Here is a 14,467-nt window from a genome sequence, read left to right on the forward strand (position 1 = left end):
GCAGACCAACATCCGCATCTTCAGTCCAAAACCACGATCCACATGAAGTGACAAGGAGGATTCCTCGTGACGCCAGTCGTACCCGGAGTTCGCCCCCGTTCCCCTCTTTTCCCGCGCCTCGTCCCCCTCGCGTCGTGCGCTCTCCTGCTTGCCGCATGTTCCTCCGCCCCGGGCGTCGACATGTCGTCCTCCGCGCATCCGGACTCGATGTCGGCGGTCCCCGTCGCCTCGGACACCGGCCTCGACGCCTCTTGGCAGGCCGAGCACTTCTCGAGCTTCTACAGCCAGGAGATCGCTTGGACGGCCTGTGAAGGAGTGGAGCTCCCCGAGGGGTACGCGCAGGCGCTCTCCCAGGCCGGGGTCGACGCCAAGAGCGTCAAGTGTGCGACCGTCAAGGCTCCGATGAACTGGGCCGACCCGACAGATGAGCGGACCGTCGACCTGGCGATCGTCCGCATCCCCTCGACAGGGGATCCGTCCGCGGCCTCCCCCCTCTTCGGCAATCCCGGGGGCCCGGGTGCCTCCGGGGTCGAGTACACCCTTGGACTGCCTCTGAGCCCGGACTTCTCCGGCATCCTCTCCTCCCATGACCTGTGGGGATTCGACCCCCGAGGGATCGGGGCGTCGACCCCGCTCTCCTGCAAGTCCGAGTCGGAAGTGCGAGCCGTCCAACTCGCCGAGTGCATCGAGGCGAATCCGATCACCCACTACATGGGGACCTCGCAGGTCGCCCGTGACATGGAAATGTTGCGCGCCCTGTCGGGTGCCGAGCGCTTGGACTACCTCGGGTACTCCTACGGGACGATGCTCGGCGCCACCTACGCCACGCTCTTCCCGGACAAGGCCGGACGGATGATCCTCGACTCCGCCGAGGATGCCCAGTGGGGCTCCCTCGTCCACAGCTTCGACCAGCAGGTCGCCGTCGGCCGCGCGGCCGCGGCGATGGCCGCCGCTTGCCCCTCTCTGCGCACCTCCGACGGCACTCCTGCCTCGTGCCCCTTCACCGACGAATCGGGGATCAACAACCTGAAGAAGACCCTCGACTCCGCCCCGCTGAAGGGAAGCGGTGGCGCCGAGTTCAACGGTCAGTCCCTCATCGAGTTCGTCACGAGCTCCCTCTACGGCTCCCCCGCCGATCGCGCCGAGTCCCTCACCCTGTTGACGCGGGCCACCTCCTCGAACCAGGAGGCCGTCGACGCCCTCATCGCCAAGGCCGAGGAGTCGAAGGCCGAAGTCGACACCGCCGGCGAGATCGTCGCCTGCCACTCGTTCCCCCGCATGCCCGACATCCAGGCCCTCGTCAGCGACGTCAAGGAGACGGAGCTGCCGAGCTTCCTCAAGGACGATGCCCAGTCCGCGCAGGACGTCCTCAAGGATTTCGCCGATCTGTCGTGCTCGACACTGCCCGAGTTCGGCCAAGACATCACGACCTCCTTCGACGCCTCCCGGGTGACGACGCCGATCCTCGTCTTCGGGGTCACCGGCGACCACGCGACCCCCTATCAGTACGCCCAGTCGCTCACCAAGCAGTTGGGCAACGCCGTCCTCGTGACACTGGAGGACGTCGGCCACGGCGCGTCATTCTCCGGAAAGTCGGCGTGTGCCGACAAGATCGCGAGCAAGTACCTCATCGACGGGGTCGTGCCTGATGCGGGCACGACGTGTTCCCCCGGTCCCGCGTCCTGACGGTTCCTCGAACGGACGAGAGCCCCCGCCGCCGAGGCGGGGGCTCCGCCGCGCCCGCGCCGACCTCGCCCGGCACGACGGCAAGGGGCCACCCCCGAAAGGGCGGCCCCTGCCAAGGATCGGCGCGACGATCACACACGGTTCACCCGGTAGTACCCGATGAGCCCCCGGGTCGACGCGTCCAGACGGGCGAGCATCTCCTCGTCCCCCTCGACAGCCGGAAGGATCTGCTTGGCCAGGACCTTGCCCAACTCCACTCCCCACTGGTCGAAGCTGTCGATGCCCCACACGGCGCCCTGGACGAAGGTGATGTGCTCGTACAGGGCGATGAGCTGACCCAGGACCAACGGGGTCAACTCGGCCGCCATGATCGAGGTGGTCGGACGGTTGCCGGTGAAGACGCGGGCCGGGACGACCGCCTCGGGCGTGCCCTCCGCACGCACCTCCTCGCTGGTCCTGCCGAAGGCCAAGGCCTTGGTCTGGGCCAAGAAGTTCGACAGCAACATCTCGTGCATGTCGGCCTCGCCATCCTTCAGCGGCCACGCCGGCCTGGCGAAGGCGATGAAATCGGCCGGGACCATGCGGGTGCCCTGGTGGATCAGTTGGTAGAAGGCGTGCTGGCCGTTGGTGCCCGGTTCTCCCCAGAACACCTCGCCCGTCTCGTAGGTGACGGGAGCGCCGTCGCGACGCACGGACTTGCCGTTGGACTCCATGGCGAGCTGCTGAAGGTAGGCGGGGAAACGGTGCAAGTACTGGCAGTAGGGCAGCACCGCGTGGGTGTCGGCGCCCAGGAAGTTCGAGTACCACACGTTCAGCAGGCCCATGAGCAGCGGCACGTTGTCAGCCGGAGCGGCCTCGGCGAAGTGGCGGTCCATCGTGTGGAAGCCGTCGAGGAACTCGGCGAAGCCGTCCGGGCCGATGGCGATTGCCAGGGACAGTCCCACGGCCGAGTCCACCGAGTAGCGCCCGCCCACCCATGACCAGAAGCCGAAGGCGTTGTCCGGATCGATGCCGAAGGCGGCGACCTTGTCCAGAGCGGTGGACACGGCGACGAAGTGTTTGGAGACGGCGTCCTTCTCGGCGGCATCGTCCCCTGCGGCCAGCAGGCCGCGTTCGCGCAGGGCGCCCAGGAACCAGTCGCGCACCACCGTGGCGTTGGTGATGGTCTCCTGGGTGGTGAAGGTCTTGGAGGCGACGATGACCAGCGTGGTCTCCGGGTCCAGGTCCTTCGTGGTCTCCCCCGCGTCCGTGGGGTCGATGTTCGAGATGAAGCGGCACTCCAGGCCCGCCTGCACGTAGGGCTTGAGGGCCTCGTAGGCCATGACGGGGCCCAGGTCGGAGCCGCCGATACCCACGTTGACGACGGTGCGCACGGGCTTGCCGGAGACGCCCACCCATTCGCCGGAGCGGACCCGGTCGGCGAAGTCGAAGACGCGGCCCAGGACCTCGTGGACGTCGGCCACGGCGTCCTGTCCGTCAACCTCCAGGTGATCGCCCTCGGGGCGGCGCAGGGCGGTGTGCAGGACCGCGCGGTCCTCGGTGACATTGATGTGGGCGCCGGCGTACATGGCGTCGCGCAGCTCGGCGACCTTCGTCTGTTCGGCCAGGGCCAGCAGGTCGGCCAGGACGCCCTCGTCGACGAGGTTCTTCGACAGGTCCACGTGCAGGTCACCGGCCGTGCGGGTCCACGTGGTGGCGCGGTTCGGGTCGGCGGCGAACCACGCGCGCAGGTCCGGGTCGAAGAGTTCGGCGCGGGCGTCCAGGGCGTCCCACGCGGGGGTCATCGTCGGGTCGAGGGGGGTCAGGTCACTCATCGTGTCTCCTTCGGCGGTGCGTGCGTGTGCACGGGTGCGTCGGTCCAAGGGTAGGGGTGGCCGGTGGCGGCCTCGCGGGCCCCTGGTCCGGGGACGAGGGCGGGGCCGCACGCGTTCAGCTGCCGCCGCCCGGCTGGTCGTGGATGGTCACGGGGATGAACTCCGCCTCCGGGTCCTTGAAGGACACGGTGGACAGCACCGGGCGCAGTTCCTCCCACCACTGGACGAAGGGGCGGTGGTGGGGCACATCGAGGTCCTCGAACATGCGGTCCACCGGGCGCACGGAGTTCTCGCCCTCGACCTGTCCGATGTAGACGGACCTGGGCTTGCCGGACTCGAACTGGGCGGCGACCTCGTCCAGGGCGTTGGCGGCCAAGCGGGTGGCCAGGAGGCGGTCGAAGGGGCTGGGCGTGCCACCCTGGAGCAGGTGCCCCACGGAGCTGTGGCGCACGTCGAACAGGCCCCTGCCCTCGGCCTCGAAGGCGGAGGCCAGGAACTCGGAGGTGTAGTGGGTGTCGTTGTCCTCGTTGACGACGGCCAGGAACAGGCGGCGCCCCTCTTCGAAGGAGGCGCGCATCTTCTTGGCGTCGACGTCGATGCGCTCCAGGGTGACGGGTTCCTCGTTGAGGTAGGCGTATTCGGCGCCCGAGGCGATGCCCGACATGAGGGTGAGGTACCCGCAGGTGCGCCCCATGATGCGGGCGACGAAGCAACGGCGCGAGGCGGCCGCGGACTCCTTGATGCGATCCAGGGTCCAGATGGCGTTGTTGAGGGCCGTGTCGGCGCCGATGGCCAGTTCCGCGCCGGGCACGTTGTTGTCGATGGTGGCCGGCACCAGGACGGTCGGGATGCGGAAGGCCGGGTAGCGGCCCTTCTCCGCATCCATGGCGTGGGCGCCCAGGTAGGCGTTCATGCCGCCGATGACGATGAGGGCGTCGATGTCATTGCGTTCAATGGCACGCCCGATGGAGTAGTACTCCTCCACCGCGGGGACGGGCCGGCGGGTGCCCAGCTCCGCGCCACCGCGGAACTCCCAACCCTCCACGTCCGACCAGGACATTTCGCGTACCTTGTTCTCCGACAGGCCGGCCCAGGATCCTTCGACCCCGAGCATGGTCCAGCCGCGGGCGATGCCCAGGCGCACTGCCGTGCGTGCGGCGGTGTTCATCCCGGGGGCCAGGCCCCCCACGTGGATGATGGCCACGCGCTTCGTGCCCTCTGCGGGTCGTTCCATGAGCTGGGGTGGGCGCGAGAGGATCTCGTTGATGCGCACCATTGTCGTGAAGGAGGTGCCCCGGGCGGCCTGGGCGGCCTCGAAGTCGCCGCGGGCCACGAGGTCCTTGACGGCGCGCGTGTCGGTGACGGCCTTCATCAGGGGGATGCGGGTCAGGCGGTTGCGGCGCACACCGAGGATGCACGCCTCCTCCTGGTCCTGGGAGTCGAAGATCTCCTGGACGGCGGCGTATCCCAGCAGGGTCGACATCCACCGGTCGTAGGCCGAGGGCGAGCCGCCGCGTTGGACGTGGCCGAGGATCGTGATGCGCGCGGTCTCCCCGGTGCGTTCCTTGAGGGCCTGGGCGATGTGCGCGGTGGTGAGGTCGTTGCCCTCGTGGTCGGTGGCGCCTTCGGCGACGAGGATGATCGACTCGCGGCGCCCGGCCTTGCGGCCGAGTTGGAGGCGCTCGGTCATCTCGTCCTCCCAGCCGGGGCGGGCCGGGTCCTCGGGGGTGAAGACGTGGTCTGCGCCGCCGGCCACGGCCGCCATGAGCGGCAGGTAGCCGCAGTGGCGTCCCATGACCTCGACGATGAAGGTCCGCTGGTGCGAGGCCGCCGTGGAGGAGATCTGGTCGATGGCGTCGATGATGCGGTGCAGGGCCGTGTCGGCGCCGATGGTCATGTCCGTGCCGACGAGGTCGTTGTCGATGGACCCGACCAGGCCCACGACCACCAGCCGCGGGTGGGCGGCCGCCCGTTCCTCGTCGATGACGCCCTCGGCGACCAGTTCGGCGACGTGCTGGGGCCATTCCTCACGGAATTCGTTGGTGCCGGACAGGGAGCCGTCCCCGCCGATGACGACCAGCCGGTCGATGTCGTGTTCCAGCAGGTGGCGTGCCGCCTGGTGGCGGCCCGAGTACTCGCGGAACTCGTCGCAGCGGGCGGTGCCGATGAGGGTGCCCCCGGCGTGGAGGATGTTCGAGGCCGAGGCCCAGTCCATCGGGCGGATCGCGGAACCGCCGGCCACGGCGCCCGACCATCCTTCGTAGATGGCGTACGGCTGGGCGCCGTGGGCCAGCGCCGTGCGGATGACGGCCCGCACCGCCGCATTCATTCCCTGGGCATCACCGCCGGAGGTGAGGACACCGATGCGCACACCGGTACCGGGCGCGGACTGTTCCATGGCGAGCGCTCCAATCGTCGTCGGCGCCGACGCCTCGTCGGCCCCTCAAGTCTATGGCCCCTGCCCTGACCTGACCATGCCCTGGGAGCGGGACCGGGATCAGTGTTCGCCCGCTGGCCGTCCCCCGCCGTTGGCGGCCGCCGAAGCGGCAAGCTCCTCCGGGCTGACCACGCCGGCCACGGAGACCCTGTCCAGGTAGGCCATGCCGTCGAAGGAGAGTTCCCGGGCGTTCTGCGGGTCTCCCTCGTCCCCGAGGCGCCCACCCGAAAGCTTGTCGACCACCAGGGCGATCGCCCCGTCGCCGGTGACATTCGTGGCGGTGCCGAAGGCGTCCAGGGCGATGTAGGTGGCGATCATCAGGCCCACCGCCGCCTCGTCGAAGCCCAGCATCGACGTGAGGATGCCGGTGGCTGCGGCAATGGCGCCACCGGGAACGCCGGGGGCGGCCACCATGGTGATGCCGAGCATGAAGATGAAGCCCACCCACTGCCACAGGCTCACCTGGATGCCTTGGGTGAAGACGATGGCGAAGGCGAAGGCGAAGATCTTCGAGGCCGATCCTGCCAGGTGGATGGTGGCGCACAGGGGGATGGTGAAGTTCGCGACCGGCTCGGAGACCCCCATGTTGCGCGCCGAGCGCAGGGTCACGGGGATGGTGGCCGCGGAGGAGGAGGTGCCCAGCGCCGTGAAGTAGGCGGGCAGCATCTTCACGATCGAGGTCAGGGGGTTCTTTCGGGCGATGGTGCCGGCAACCGTGTACTGGGTGCCCAGGATGACGACCTCCAGCAGCATCACCACCACGACCACCGACAGCAGGGTGAGGATGATCGACCCGGCCTCGCCGGTGTAGGTGAGGTTGAGGAAGATGCCGAAGATGTGCAGCGGAAGCAGCGGGATGATGATCTTGTCGATGAGTTTGGAGATGATCGCGCGGAACTCGATGAATCCCTTGCGCAGGACCCCTCGCGGGATCATCGACAAGCCGATGCCGACGACGAAGGAGAGCAGAAGCGCGGTCATGACGCCGGTGACCGGCGGTATCTCCACCGTGAAGTAGGTCTCCAGGGCCGCGCCCGGCTTCTTGACGTCGGCCAGTCGACCGCCGAGCAGGGTGGGGAAGGTCAGGGCGCACACGAGCCAGGTGACGAAGCCGGCGACCAGGGTCGAGCCGTAGGCGATGGCTGCGGTGATGCCCAGCCACTTGCCGGCCCCCTTGCCAAGGTCCGCAATGGCCGGGGTCACCAGGCCGATGATGATGAGGGGGATCGAGAAGGACAGGAACTGGCTGAACAGGGCGGAGAAGGTGGCGAAGACGCGCCCGAGCTCCACGGGGACCAGGTGGGCCTCGCCGATCCTGATGGATCCGAGGGCCACGGCCAGGATGATCGCGACGATCACCCACACCAGGATCCCGCTCTTGGTCAGGAAGTTGCGCATGGGGAGGTCTCCATCTCTCACGAAGCGTTGAAGGATGGGTCAAGAATGCACTTCGTCCCTGTCCCACCCGACGCACTCCCACATGTCGGGACGCCTCGGGCAGCGGGCGCAGTCCTCAGGCCAGGCGCCGGGCGAGGTTCTCGTCCAGGGCCGCCAGGAACTCCTCGGTGGTCAGCCACGGGGTCTCCGGCGAGACGAGCATCGCCAGGTCCTTCGTCATGCGCCCGCCCTCGACGGTGTCGACGACGACCTTTTCCAGGGTCTCGGCGAATCCGATGACCTCGGGGGTGGCGTCCAGGGTGCCGCGGTGGGCAAGGCCCCGGGTCCAGGCGTAGATGGAGGCGATGGGGTTGGTCGAGGTCGGCTTTCCGGCCTGGTGCTGGCGGTAGTGGCGGGTGACGGTGCCGTGGGCGGCCTCGGCCTCCATGGTGCGCCCGTCGGGGGTGACCAGGACAGAGGTCATCAGGCCCAAGGAGCCGAAGCCCTGGGCGACGGTGTCGGACTGGACGTCGCCGTCGTAGTTCTTGCACGCCCACACGTACCCGCCCTCCCACTTCAGGGCGGAGGCCACCATGTCGTCGATGAGGCGGTGTTCGTAGGTCAGGCCCGCAGCTTCGAAGGCGGCGCGGAACTCGGTGTCGAAGACCTCCTGGAAGATGTCCTTGAAGGCGCCGTCGTAGGCCTTGAGGATCGTGTTCTTCGTCGACAGGTACACGGGGTAGCCGCGTTTGAGCCCGTAGGCGAAGGAGGCGCGTGCGAAGTCGGCGATGGACTCGTTGAAGTTGTACATGCCCATGGTCACGCCGCCGCCCTCGGGGATGCGCACGACCTCGTGCACGATGGGCTCGGAGCCGTCCTCGGGGGTGAAGGTCAGGGTGACGGTTCCGGCGCCGGGGACCTTGAAGTCGGTGGCGCGGTACTGGTCGCCGAAGGCGTGGCGGCCCACGACGAGGGGCTTTGTCCATCCGGGCACCAGACGCGGGACGTTGGCCATGATGATGGGCTCGCGGAAGACGACTCCGCCCAGGATGTTGCGGATGGTCCCGTTGGGGCTCTTCCACATCCTCTTCAGGCCGAATTCCTCCACGCGGGCCTCGTCGGGAGTGATGGTGGCGCACTTGATGCCGACCCCGTGTTCCTTGATGGCGTGGGCGGCGTCGACGGTCACCTGGTCCTCAGTGGCGTCACGATTGTGGATCGACAGGTCGTAGTATCGCAGGTCGATGTCCAGGTAGGGGAAGATCAGGCGATCCTTGATGAACTGCCAGATGATCCGGGTCATCTCGTCGCCGTCGAGATCGACGACCGGGCCTGCGACCTTGATTTTCGACATGTGGGCTCCTTCGTCACGCACCTGCGGGTGTCCCTCCCACGCAAGATTACTCGATGTCGAGATACCCGTCCGACTGTCGGCCCCTCGGCCGACTCAGCCCTGCCCCATTGCGGCGGTCCACGGTGAGAACACGAGGATCCCTGCGGCCAGCGACAGGTACAGGGCGACGTCGCCGACCCTGTGACGCGAGGCGAACCAGGGCCTGGACGGCCACACCGCCCGCAGCACCCCCATGACCCCCAGCAGGGCCGACAGGAGCAGGACCGCCCGGTGCGGGTGGTTGGTCAGCGTCAGGACCGCGACCGTGAACACCCCCAGGGCGACGAAGACCACACTGCCCGTCGTCAACCACACCCCGAGGCGCCGCCTCGTCACACCCTTCTTCACCCGCCCCACAGTAGTTGCCGTCACGGGCAAGGTCACACCCGGTCCAGACCCGGCGCCGCGCAGCGGGTCTACGATTGACGCTGGCCTTGCGCCGACCTCGCAAGGTCGCCCGTTGAACGCCCGAAGGAGCATCCGTGACTTCCCGAATCCTCGTCATCTCCACCGAGGCCTCCGCCGCAGCCCTGGTCAACGACGACCTCGCCGCCCTCCTCGCCGCGCGCGGTCCCCTGGCCCGTGTCGACGCCCTCGTCGGCACTGACGCCCGCGCGGCCGCCACCCGGACCGAGTCCGCCCTGGTCGACGCCGTTGCCGCCGTCCGCGCACTTGAGGGCGAAACCGTCCTCGTCGACGGGGTCGTCGACACGCCCGTGCGCTCCTTCGACTCCTTGGGCTGGAATCTCGACCTGGCCGCCTCGACGAATGCGAAGGTCGTCCTGGCCGTGGAGACGGAAGGTCTGCCCGCCGAACTCGTCGCCGCTGAGATCGCCTCGGCCCGTGCACGCGCCGCCGCCCACCACGCGCAGATCGTCGCAGTGGCGCTGCCGGCCCCCGCCGCCGCCGAAGTGAACCCAGAGGGCGTGATCGTCCTGCCGCTGCCCCTCGGAGAGGACGCCCTGGCCGCTCTCGACACCGCCCCCGCACCCGACGCCGTCACTCCCCTGGCCTTCCAGGCCGATCTCATCGACCGGGCCCGCGCCGACAGGAAGCGGATCGTCCTGCCCGAACCCGAGGACGACCGCGTCCTGACCGCCGCCGCCGAAGTCCTCCGGCGCGGCATCGCCGACGTGATCCTCGTCGGTGACGAGACCGCCGTGCGCGCCCGCGCCGACGAACTGGGCCTGGACGTGTCCGCCGCCCGCGTGGTCAGCGTGGAGGACCCGGAGTTGTCCGAGAAGTACGCGGTGGAGTTCGCCCGCCTGCGGGCCAAGAAGGGTGTCACCGTCGAGCAGGCTCGCGAGAAGGTCAAGGACGTGTCCTACTTCGGCACGATGATGGTGCACATGGGTGACGCCGACGGCATGGTCTCCGGCGCCGCACACACCACCGCCCACACCATCGTCCCCAGCTTCCAGATCATCAAGACGGCCCCCGGCGTCTCGATCGTGTCCTCCGTGTTCCTCATGCTCATGGCCGACCGCGTGTGGGCCTTCGGCGACTGCGCCGTCAACCCCAACCCCACTCCCGAGCAACTGGCCGACATCGCGATCTCCTCGGCTGCCACCGCCCGCCGATTCGGCATCGACCCGAAGGTCGCCATGCTGTCCTACTCGACGGGCACCTCGGGTTCCGGCCCGGACGTGGACGCCGTGGTCGAGGCCACCCGCATCGCCCGCGAGAAGGACCCGGAGCTGGCCATCGAAGGCCCGATCCAGTTCGACGCCTCCGTGGACCGGGCCGTCGCCTCGAAAAAGCTGCCGGACTCGCCGGTGGCGGGGCACGCCAACGTCTTCGTCTTCCCCTCGCTCAATGCGGGCAACATCGGTTACAAGGCGGTGCAGCGTTCCTCCGGCGCCGTGGCCGTCGGCCCGGTGCTGCAGGGCCTGAACAAGCCGGTCAATGACCTCTCCCGCGGCGCCCTGGTCCAAGACATCGTCAACACCGTCGCCTTGACCGCCGTCCAGGCCCAGGGCTGACCCCGTCCCCTCCCCCCCCCCCCCCCCGATCTGACCACATCCGAAAGGCCGTCCCGTGTCCCAGACCGTCCTCGTCATCAACTCCGGTTCCTCCTCCATCAAGTACCAGCTCATCGACCCCGGCACCGGGGCCGCCATCGCCAAGGGCCTGGTCGAAAGGATCGGCGAGTCCGAAGGACGCATCCGGCACACCTACGCAGAGTCCGTCACCGAACTGGACGAGCCGATCAGCGACCACGAGGCCGGCATGCGTGAGGTCCTGCGTCTCTTCCACGAGGTCGGGCCGGACCTCACCGAGTCCCATGTGGTCGCCGTCGGGCACCGCATCGTCCAGGGGGGCAAGTACTTCGACGGGCCGGCGCTGGTCACCGACGAGGTGCGCGACCTCATCCAGGAGTTGTGCACCCTGGCTCCCCTGCACAACCCCGCCCACCTCAAGGGCATCGACGTGGCGCGCGAACTCATGAGCGACATTCCGCACGTCGCCGTCTTCGACACGGCCTTCTTCCAGCGCCTGCCCGAGGCCACCGCCACCTATGCGCTGGACCGTGAGGTGGCCGAGAAGCACGCAGTGCGCCGCTACGGCGCGCACGGCACCTCGCACCAATTCGTGTCCGCCCACGTCAGCGAGGTCCTGGGGCACCAGGACCTGCGCCAGATCGTCCTGCACCTGGGCAATGGGGCCTCCGCCTCCGCCGTCAAGGCCGGGCGCGCCATCGACACCTCGATGGGCCTGACCCCTCTGGAAGGACTGGTCATGGGCACCCGCACGGGCGACATCGACCCGGCGGTCGCCTTCCACGTCCAGCGTCAGACCGGCTGGAGCACTGATGAGATGGACACCCTGTTCAACAAGAAGTCGGGCCTGAAGGGACTGACCGGCAACAATGACATGCGCGCCGTGCGTGAGATGGCCCAGGGCCCCGAGGGTGAGGACCGCGACCGCGCCCGCCTGGCCCTGGACATCGTCATCACCCGCATCCTCAAGTACATCGGCTCCTACACGGCCGAGCTGGGAGGGCTGGACGTGCTCACCTTCACGGCGGGCATCGGGGAGAATGATGCGGCCCTGCGCGCGGAGGTCTGCGAACGCCTGGCCCCCTTCGGGGTCAAGATCGACGAGGCCGCCAATGCCGTGCACAGCGGCGAGTCCCGGACCATCTCCACGCCGGATTCGTCGGTGCGGGTCATGGTGGTGCCGACGAATGAGGAGTTGGCCATTGCGCGCCAAGCGCTCTCACTGATCTGAGACCGATGAAGCCGGCCACTGGGCCGTGACGGCACGAGGCGGCGGAGCCCGGTGGGCTCCGCCGCCTCGGCGCTTCAAGCGATCAGGCGTTCTTGCGCATCACGAGCGCACCACCCAGGAGGGCGAGCGCCGCCGCAATGACGCCCAGACCCCACACGGGTCCGCCCGTTCGGGCGAGCTTGTCCTGGGACGACGGGGGCTTCACGCCCTCGTGCGAAGGCCCGGAACGGGGCGCCGGGGCGGGGGTGCCGGGCTCACGTGGTTCGGCGGGCCCGGGTGCTTGAGCCTTGGGGCACGCCACGTCCACACCAATGCCCTGGTTCGCGGTCACGACCTGCGCGAAGTCGGTCTCGACCGTGAGGGGGAGGCGGACGAGGTCGCCCTCGGACTTGCCCGAGCACAGGGAACCGACCTTGACCTGGAGATCGAGGTGCGCGCGGCCGGCCCCGTCGGTGGTGATGACCGCGGCCTCGTCGGAGGCGTGCTCATCCACCAGGGAGTTGTCGACTTCGGCCCGTCCTGAAGCCCCGCCCAAGGCGACCTTGACATGTTTGGTGATGGAGGGGCCTTCGGAGAAGGACAGTCCTCGGAGTTCGACCGGCACCGTGGCTCCGTGGACGCTGCCTTCTGGGAGGGTCACGCCGATCGCCGCCTTGGCGGCACGGGGCGCGGCGCCGGAGTGCGCGGCGAGGAACTCGTTGAACTTGTCGCGATCCAGGTTGCCATTGGTCTTGGCCGGCCCGCCCGAGGTGAGGGCGTCGAAGGAGTCTCCGCCCTCCAACAGGAAGGTCACCGAGCCGACGGTGTAGGTCTTGGCCGGGTCGAGGGGCTCGTCGTTGATCATGATGGAGGTGATGCGCTCGCCGTAGGGCCTGGCCGGGTCATAGGTGTAGCGCACATTGGAGGAGATGCCGAGTTTGAGCAGGGGACGCGAGTTCTGCGAGTTCAGGTCGGTCTTCCACTGCTGTTCGAGAGCCTTCTTGAAGTTCGCTCCGGTGATGGAGACATGGCCGAGCTCATTCGAGAAGGGCATGACCGAGTAGGACTGTGCATAGGTGATGGTCCCGTCCTCATTCGGGACGAGGTCGTCGCGCAGGCCTCCGGCGTTGATGATGCCGATGTCAACAGGGGTGCCGCCATCGACGAGGATCATCTCCTTCATGGCGTCGGCCACGAAGTCTCCGAGACTCGACTCGATCCCACGGTTCGAGCCGGGGTCGGTGGCTCCCGAGGGCGTGGTGAAGACACCGCGTCGGAAGGACTGGGTGTACCCGGTTCCCACGACGGCCTTGCCGGCCTCCTGCGAGTCGGCGACCGCCTTGTCGACCACCGCCTGGGTCTGCGGGTCGGTGCCGCATTCGGCGACCTTGGCCGCGGGGATCAGCTGGGTGTCGGCCGAGACGACCTTGTGTTCGTCGGTGTCGTAGGAAATGCGGATGAGGCCCAGGTTGTCGGTGTAGGAGCCCGAGGCGACGCCCGCGAGCAGCGGGTTCTTCGAGGCGAGGGTCTCCGCGGAGTCGACGTGGTCGAATTCGTAGGGGACGTGGGTGTCGCCTCCCATGATGCCGTCGACGTGCTCACTGACCTTCGGATAGTTGTTCTTCACGTCATCGTCGAGCATGGCGATGACGACCTGGGCCTCGCCCGAGTCCTTGATGGCCTTGGCAAGGGAATCGATCTTGGCGAGCGGATCCGAGAAGGTCAGTCCCGCCGTGGTCCCGGGGCTGAGCTTGTAGGGCACGTCCTCGGCGATCGCGCCGATGAAGGCGACCTTCACACCCGAGGGGGAGGCCCACACCTTGTAGTCGCCCAGGTAGGGGGTCTGCACCCCCGCATTCGACCAGGAGCCCATGCCGTCGATGTTGGCGCCGAGGTAGGGGAATCCGACCTGCACGAATTCACCGGGGTTGGAGCCGTCGACTCGTTGTTTGAACACGGCTTGGCCCAGGTCGAGTTCATGGTTGCCGATGGTGGAGGCCAGCGGCGAGAGCGTGTTGAGGGCTGCGATCGTCGGGTTGTCCTTCAGGGAGCCCGAGGTGTAGGGGGAGGCCCCGATGTTGTCGCCCAAGAGCGTGAAGGAGGAGTTCGGGTTGGCGGCCCGGGCCTGCTTGAGGTAGCAGTTCATCGCGGGAAGACCCGCCTCGCGGACGACTCCCTTCTTGGACACCTGCTCGATGTGTCCGTGGACGTCGGTGAGGTTGTACAGGTCGAGGGTCACGAGCGAGGAGACGGGCTCCTGGCTCTGGGCCCCGTCCGGCGCGGGGGCCGCCAAGGCCACCCCCTGGGTGAGCACCATGGCCAGGGCCGCCCCTGCGGCGAGGATTGGACGTCGTGTGGTGTCCTTCATCAATTCTCCGATCTTCGTTGATGGTGTCGCCCTCCCCCGGCGACCAGGGCGCGCAGGAGGACCGGTCTTCGCCGACGTGAGGGCGAGTGGCCTGGCCTTCCGTACCCGTTCAGACGGACTCCCGTGGTCGTCGACATGCGGTCGGCTCTCCTGCGACACCCATCATCTCGGTGTGGCGACCG

9 protein-coding genes are annotated in these 14,467 nt (G+C 68.3%); 3 read left to right on the plus strand and 6 right to left on the minus strand.

The genetic code is table 11. The annotated features are described in order from the left end of the window. Positions 1-66: 66 nt before the first annotated feature. Positions 67-1,686 (plus strand): alpha/beta hydrolase, encoded by a 1,620-nt coding sequence (locus I6B53_RS08740; protein WP_216763857.1) that lies wholly within the window; start codon positions 67-69, stop codon positions 1,684-1,686. A gap of 131 nt (positions 1,687-1,817) precedes the next feature. On the opposite strand, the gene pgi is transcribed toward I6B53_RS08740, so the two are convergent. From pgi to I6B53_RS08765, 5 genes are all read right to left on the minus strand, one after another. Next, positions 1,818-3,500, minus strand: a complete 1,683-nt coding sequence (gene pgi, locus I6B53_RS08745) for a glucose-6-phosphate isomerase (protein WP_216763858.1) — start codon at positions 3,498-3,500, stop codon at positions 1,818-1,820. 115 nt (positions 3,501-3,615) lie between these two features. Next, positions 3,616-5,898: a 6-phosphofructokinase gene (locus I6B53_RS08750; RefSeq protein ID WP_216763859.1), complete on the minus strand. Its 2,283-nt coding sequence runs from the start codon at positions 5,896-5,898 to the stop codon at positions 3,616-3,618. 99 nt (positions 5,899-5,997) lie between these two features. Next, the gene (locus I6B53_RS08755; RefSeq protein WP_216763860.1) at positions 5,998-7,335 is read right to left on the minus strand and encodes a dicarboxylate/amino acid:cation symporter; all 1,338 of its coding nucleotides are present in this window, start codon (positions 7,333-7,335) and stop codon (positions 5,998-6,000) included. Positions 7,336-7,450: 115 nt separating this feature from the next. Continuing rightward, the gene (locus tag I6B53_RS08760; protein ID WP_216763861.1) at positions 7,451-8,668 is read right to left on the minus strand and encodes an NADP-dependent isocitrate dehydrogenase; all 1,218 of its coding nucleotides are present in this window, start codon (positions 8,666-8,668) and stop codon (positions 7,451-7,453) included. A gap of 93 nt (positions 8,669-8,761) precedes the next feature. Then, positions 8,762-9,091 (minus strand): DUF3017 domain-containing protein, encoded by a 330-nt coding sequence (locus tag I6B53_RS08765; protein ID WP_253953842.1) that lies wholly within the window; start codon positions 9,089-9,091, stop codon positions 8,762-8,764. Positions 9,092-9,189: 98 nt separating this feature from the next. On the opposite strand from I6B53_RS08765, the gene pta reads away from it, so the two are divergent. Further along, positions 9,190-10,689 (plus strand): phosphate acetyltransferase, encoded by a 1,500-nt coding sequence (pta, locus tag I6B53_RS08770; protein WP_216763863.1) that lies wholly within the window; start codon positions 9,190-9,192, stop codon positions 10,687-10,689. Positions 10,690-10,744: 55 nt separating this feature from the next. Next, the gene (locus I6B53_RS08775) at positions 10,745-11,938 is read left to right on the plus strand and encodes an acetate/propionate family kinase (protein ID WP_216763864.1); all 1,194 of its coding nucleotides are present in this window, start codon (positions 10,745-10,747) and stop codon (positions 11,936-11,938) included. 82 nt (positions 11,939-12,020) lie between these two features. Here I6B53_RS08775 and I6B53_RS08780 read toward each other — a convergent pair whose 3' ends face one another. Further along, positions 12,021-14,285, minus strand: coding sequence for a bifunctional UDP-sugar hydrolase/5'-nucleotidase (locus I6B53_RS08780; RefSeq protein ID WP_216763865.1), 2,265 nt, complete (start codon positions 14,283-14,285; stop codon positions 12,021-12,023). Positions 14,286-14,467: the final 182 nt, after the last annotated feature.

This window comes from Schaalia sp. 19OD2882, assembly GCF_018986735.1.
Classification (GTDB): domain Bacteria; phylum Actinomycetota; class Actinomycetes; order Actinomycetales; family Actinomycetaceae; genus Pauljensenia.

What these genes read in the sequence shown, in the direction of transcription:
- pgi (WP_216763858.1), bottom strand. Translation starts at nt 3,500, where the DNA reads ATGAGTGACCTGACCCCCCTCGACCCGACGATGACCCCCGCGTGGGAC.
- I6B53_RS08750 (WP_216763859.1), bottom strand. Translation starts at nt 5,898, where the DNA reads ATGGAACAGTCCGCGCCCGGTACCGGTGTGCGCATCGGTGTCCTCACC.
- I6B53_RS08755 (WP_216763860.1), bottom strand. Translation starts at nt 7,335, where the DNA reads ATGCGCAACTTCCTGACCAAGAGCGGGATCCTGGTGTGGGTGATCGTC.
- I6B53_RS08760 (WP_216763861.1), bottom strand. Translation starts at nt 8,668, where the DNA reads ATGTCGAAAATCAAGGTCGCAGGCCCGGTCGTCGATCTCGACGGCGAC.
- I6B53_RS08780 (WP_216763865.1), bottom strand. Translation starts at nt 14,285, where the DNA reads ATGAAGGACACCACACGACGTCCAATCCTCGCCGCAGGGGCGGCCCTG.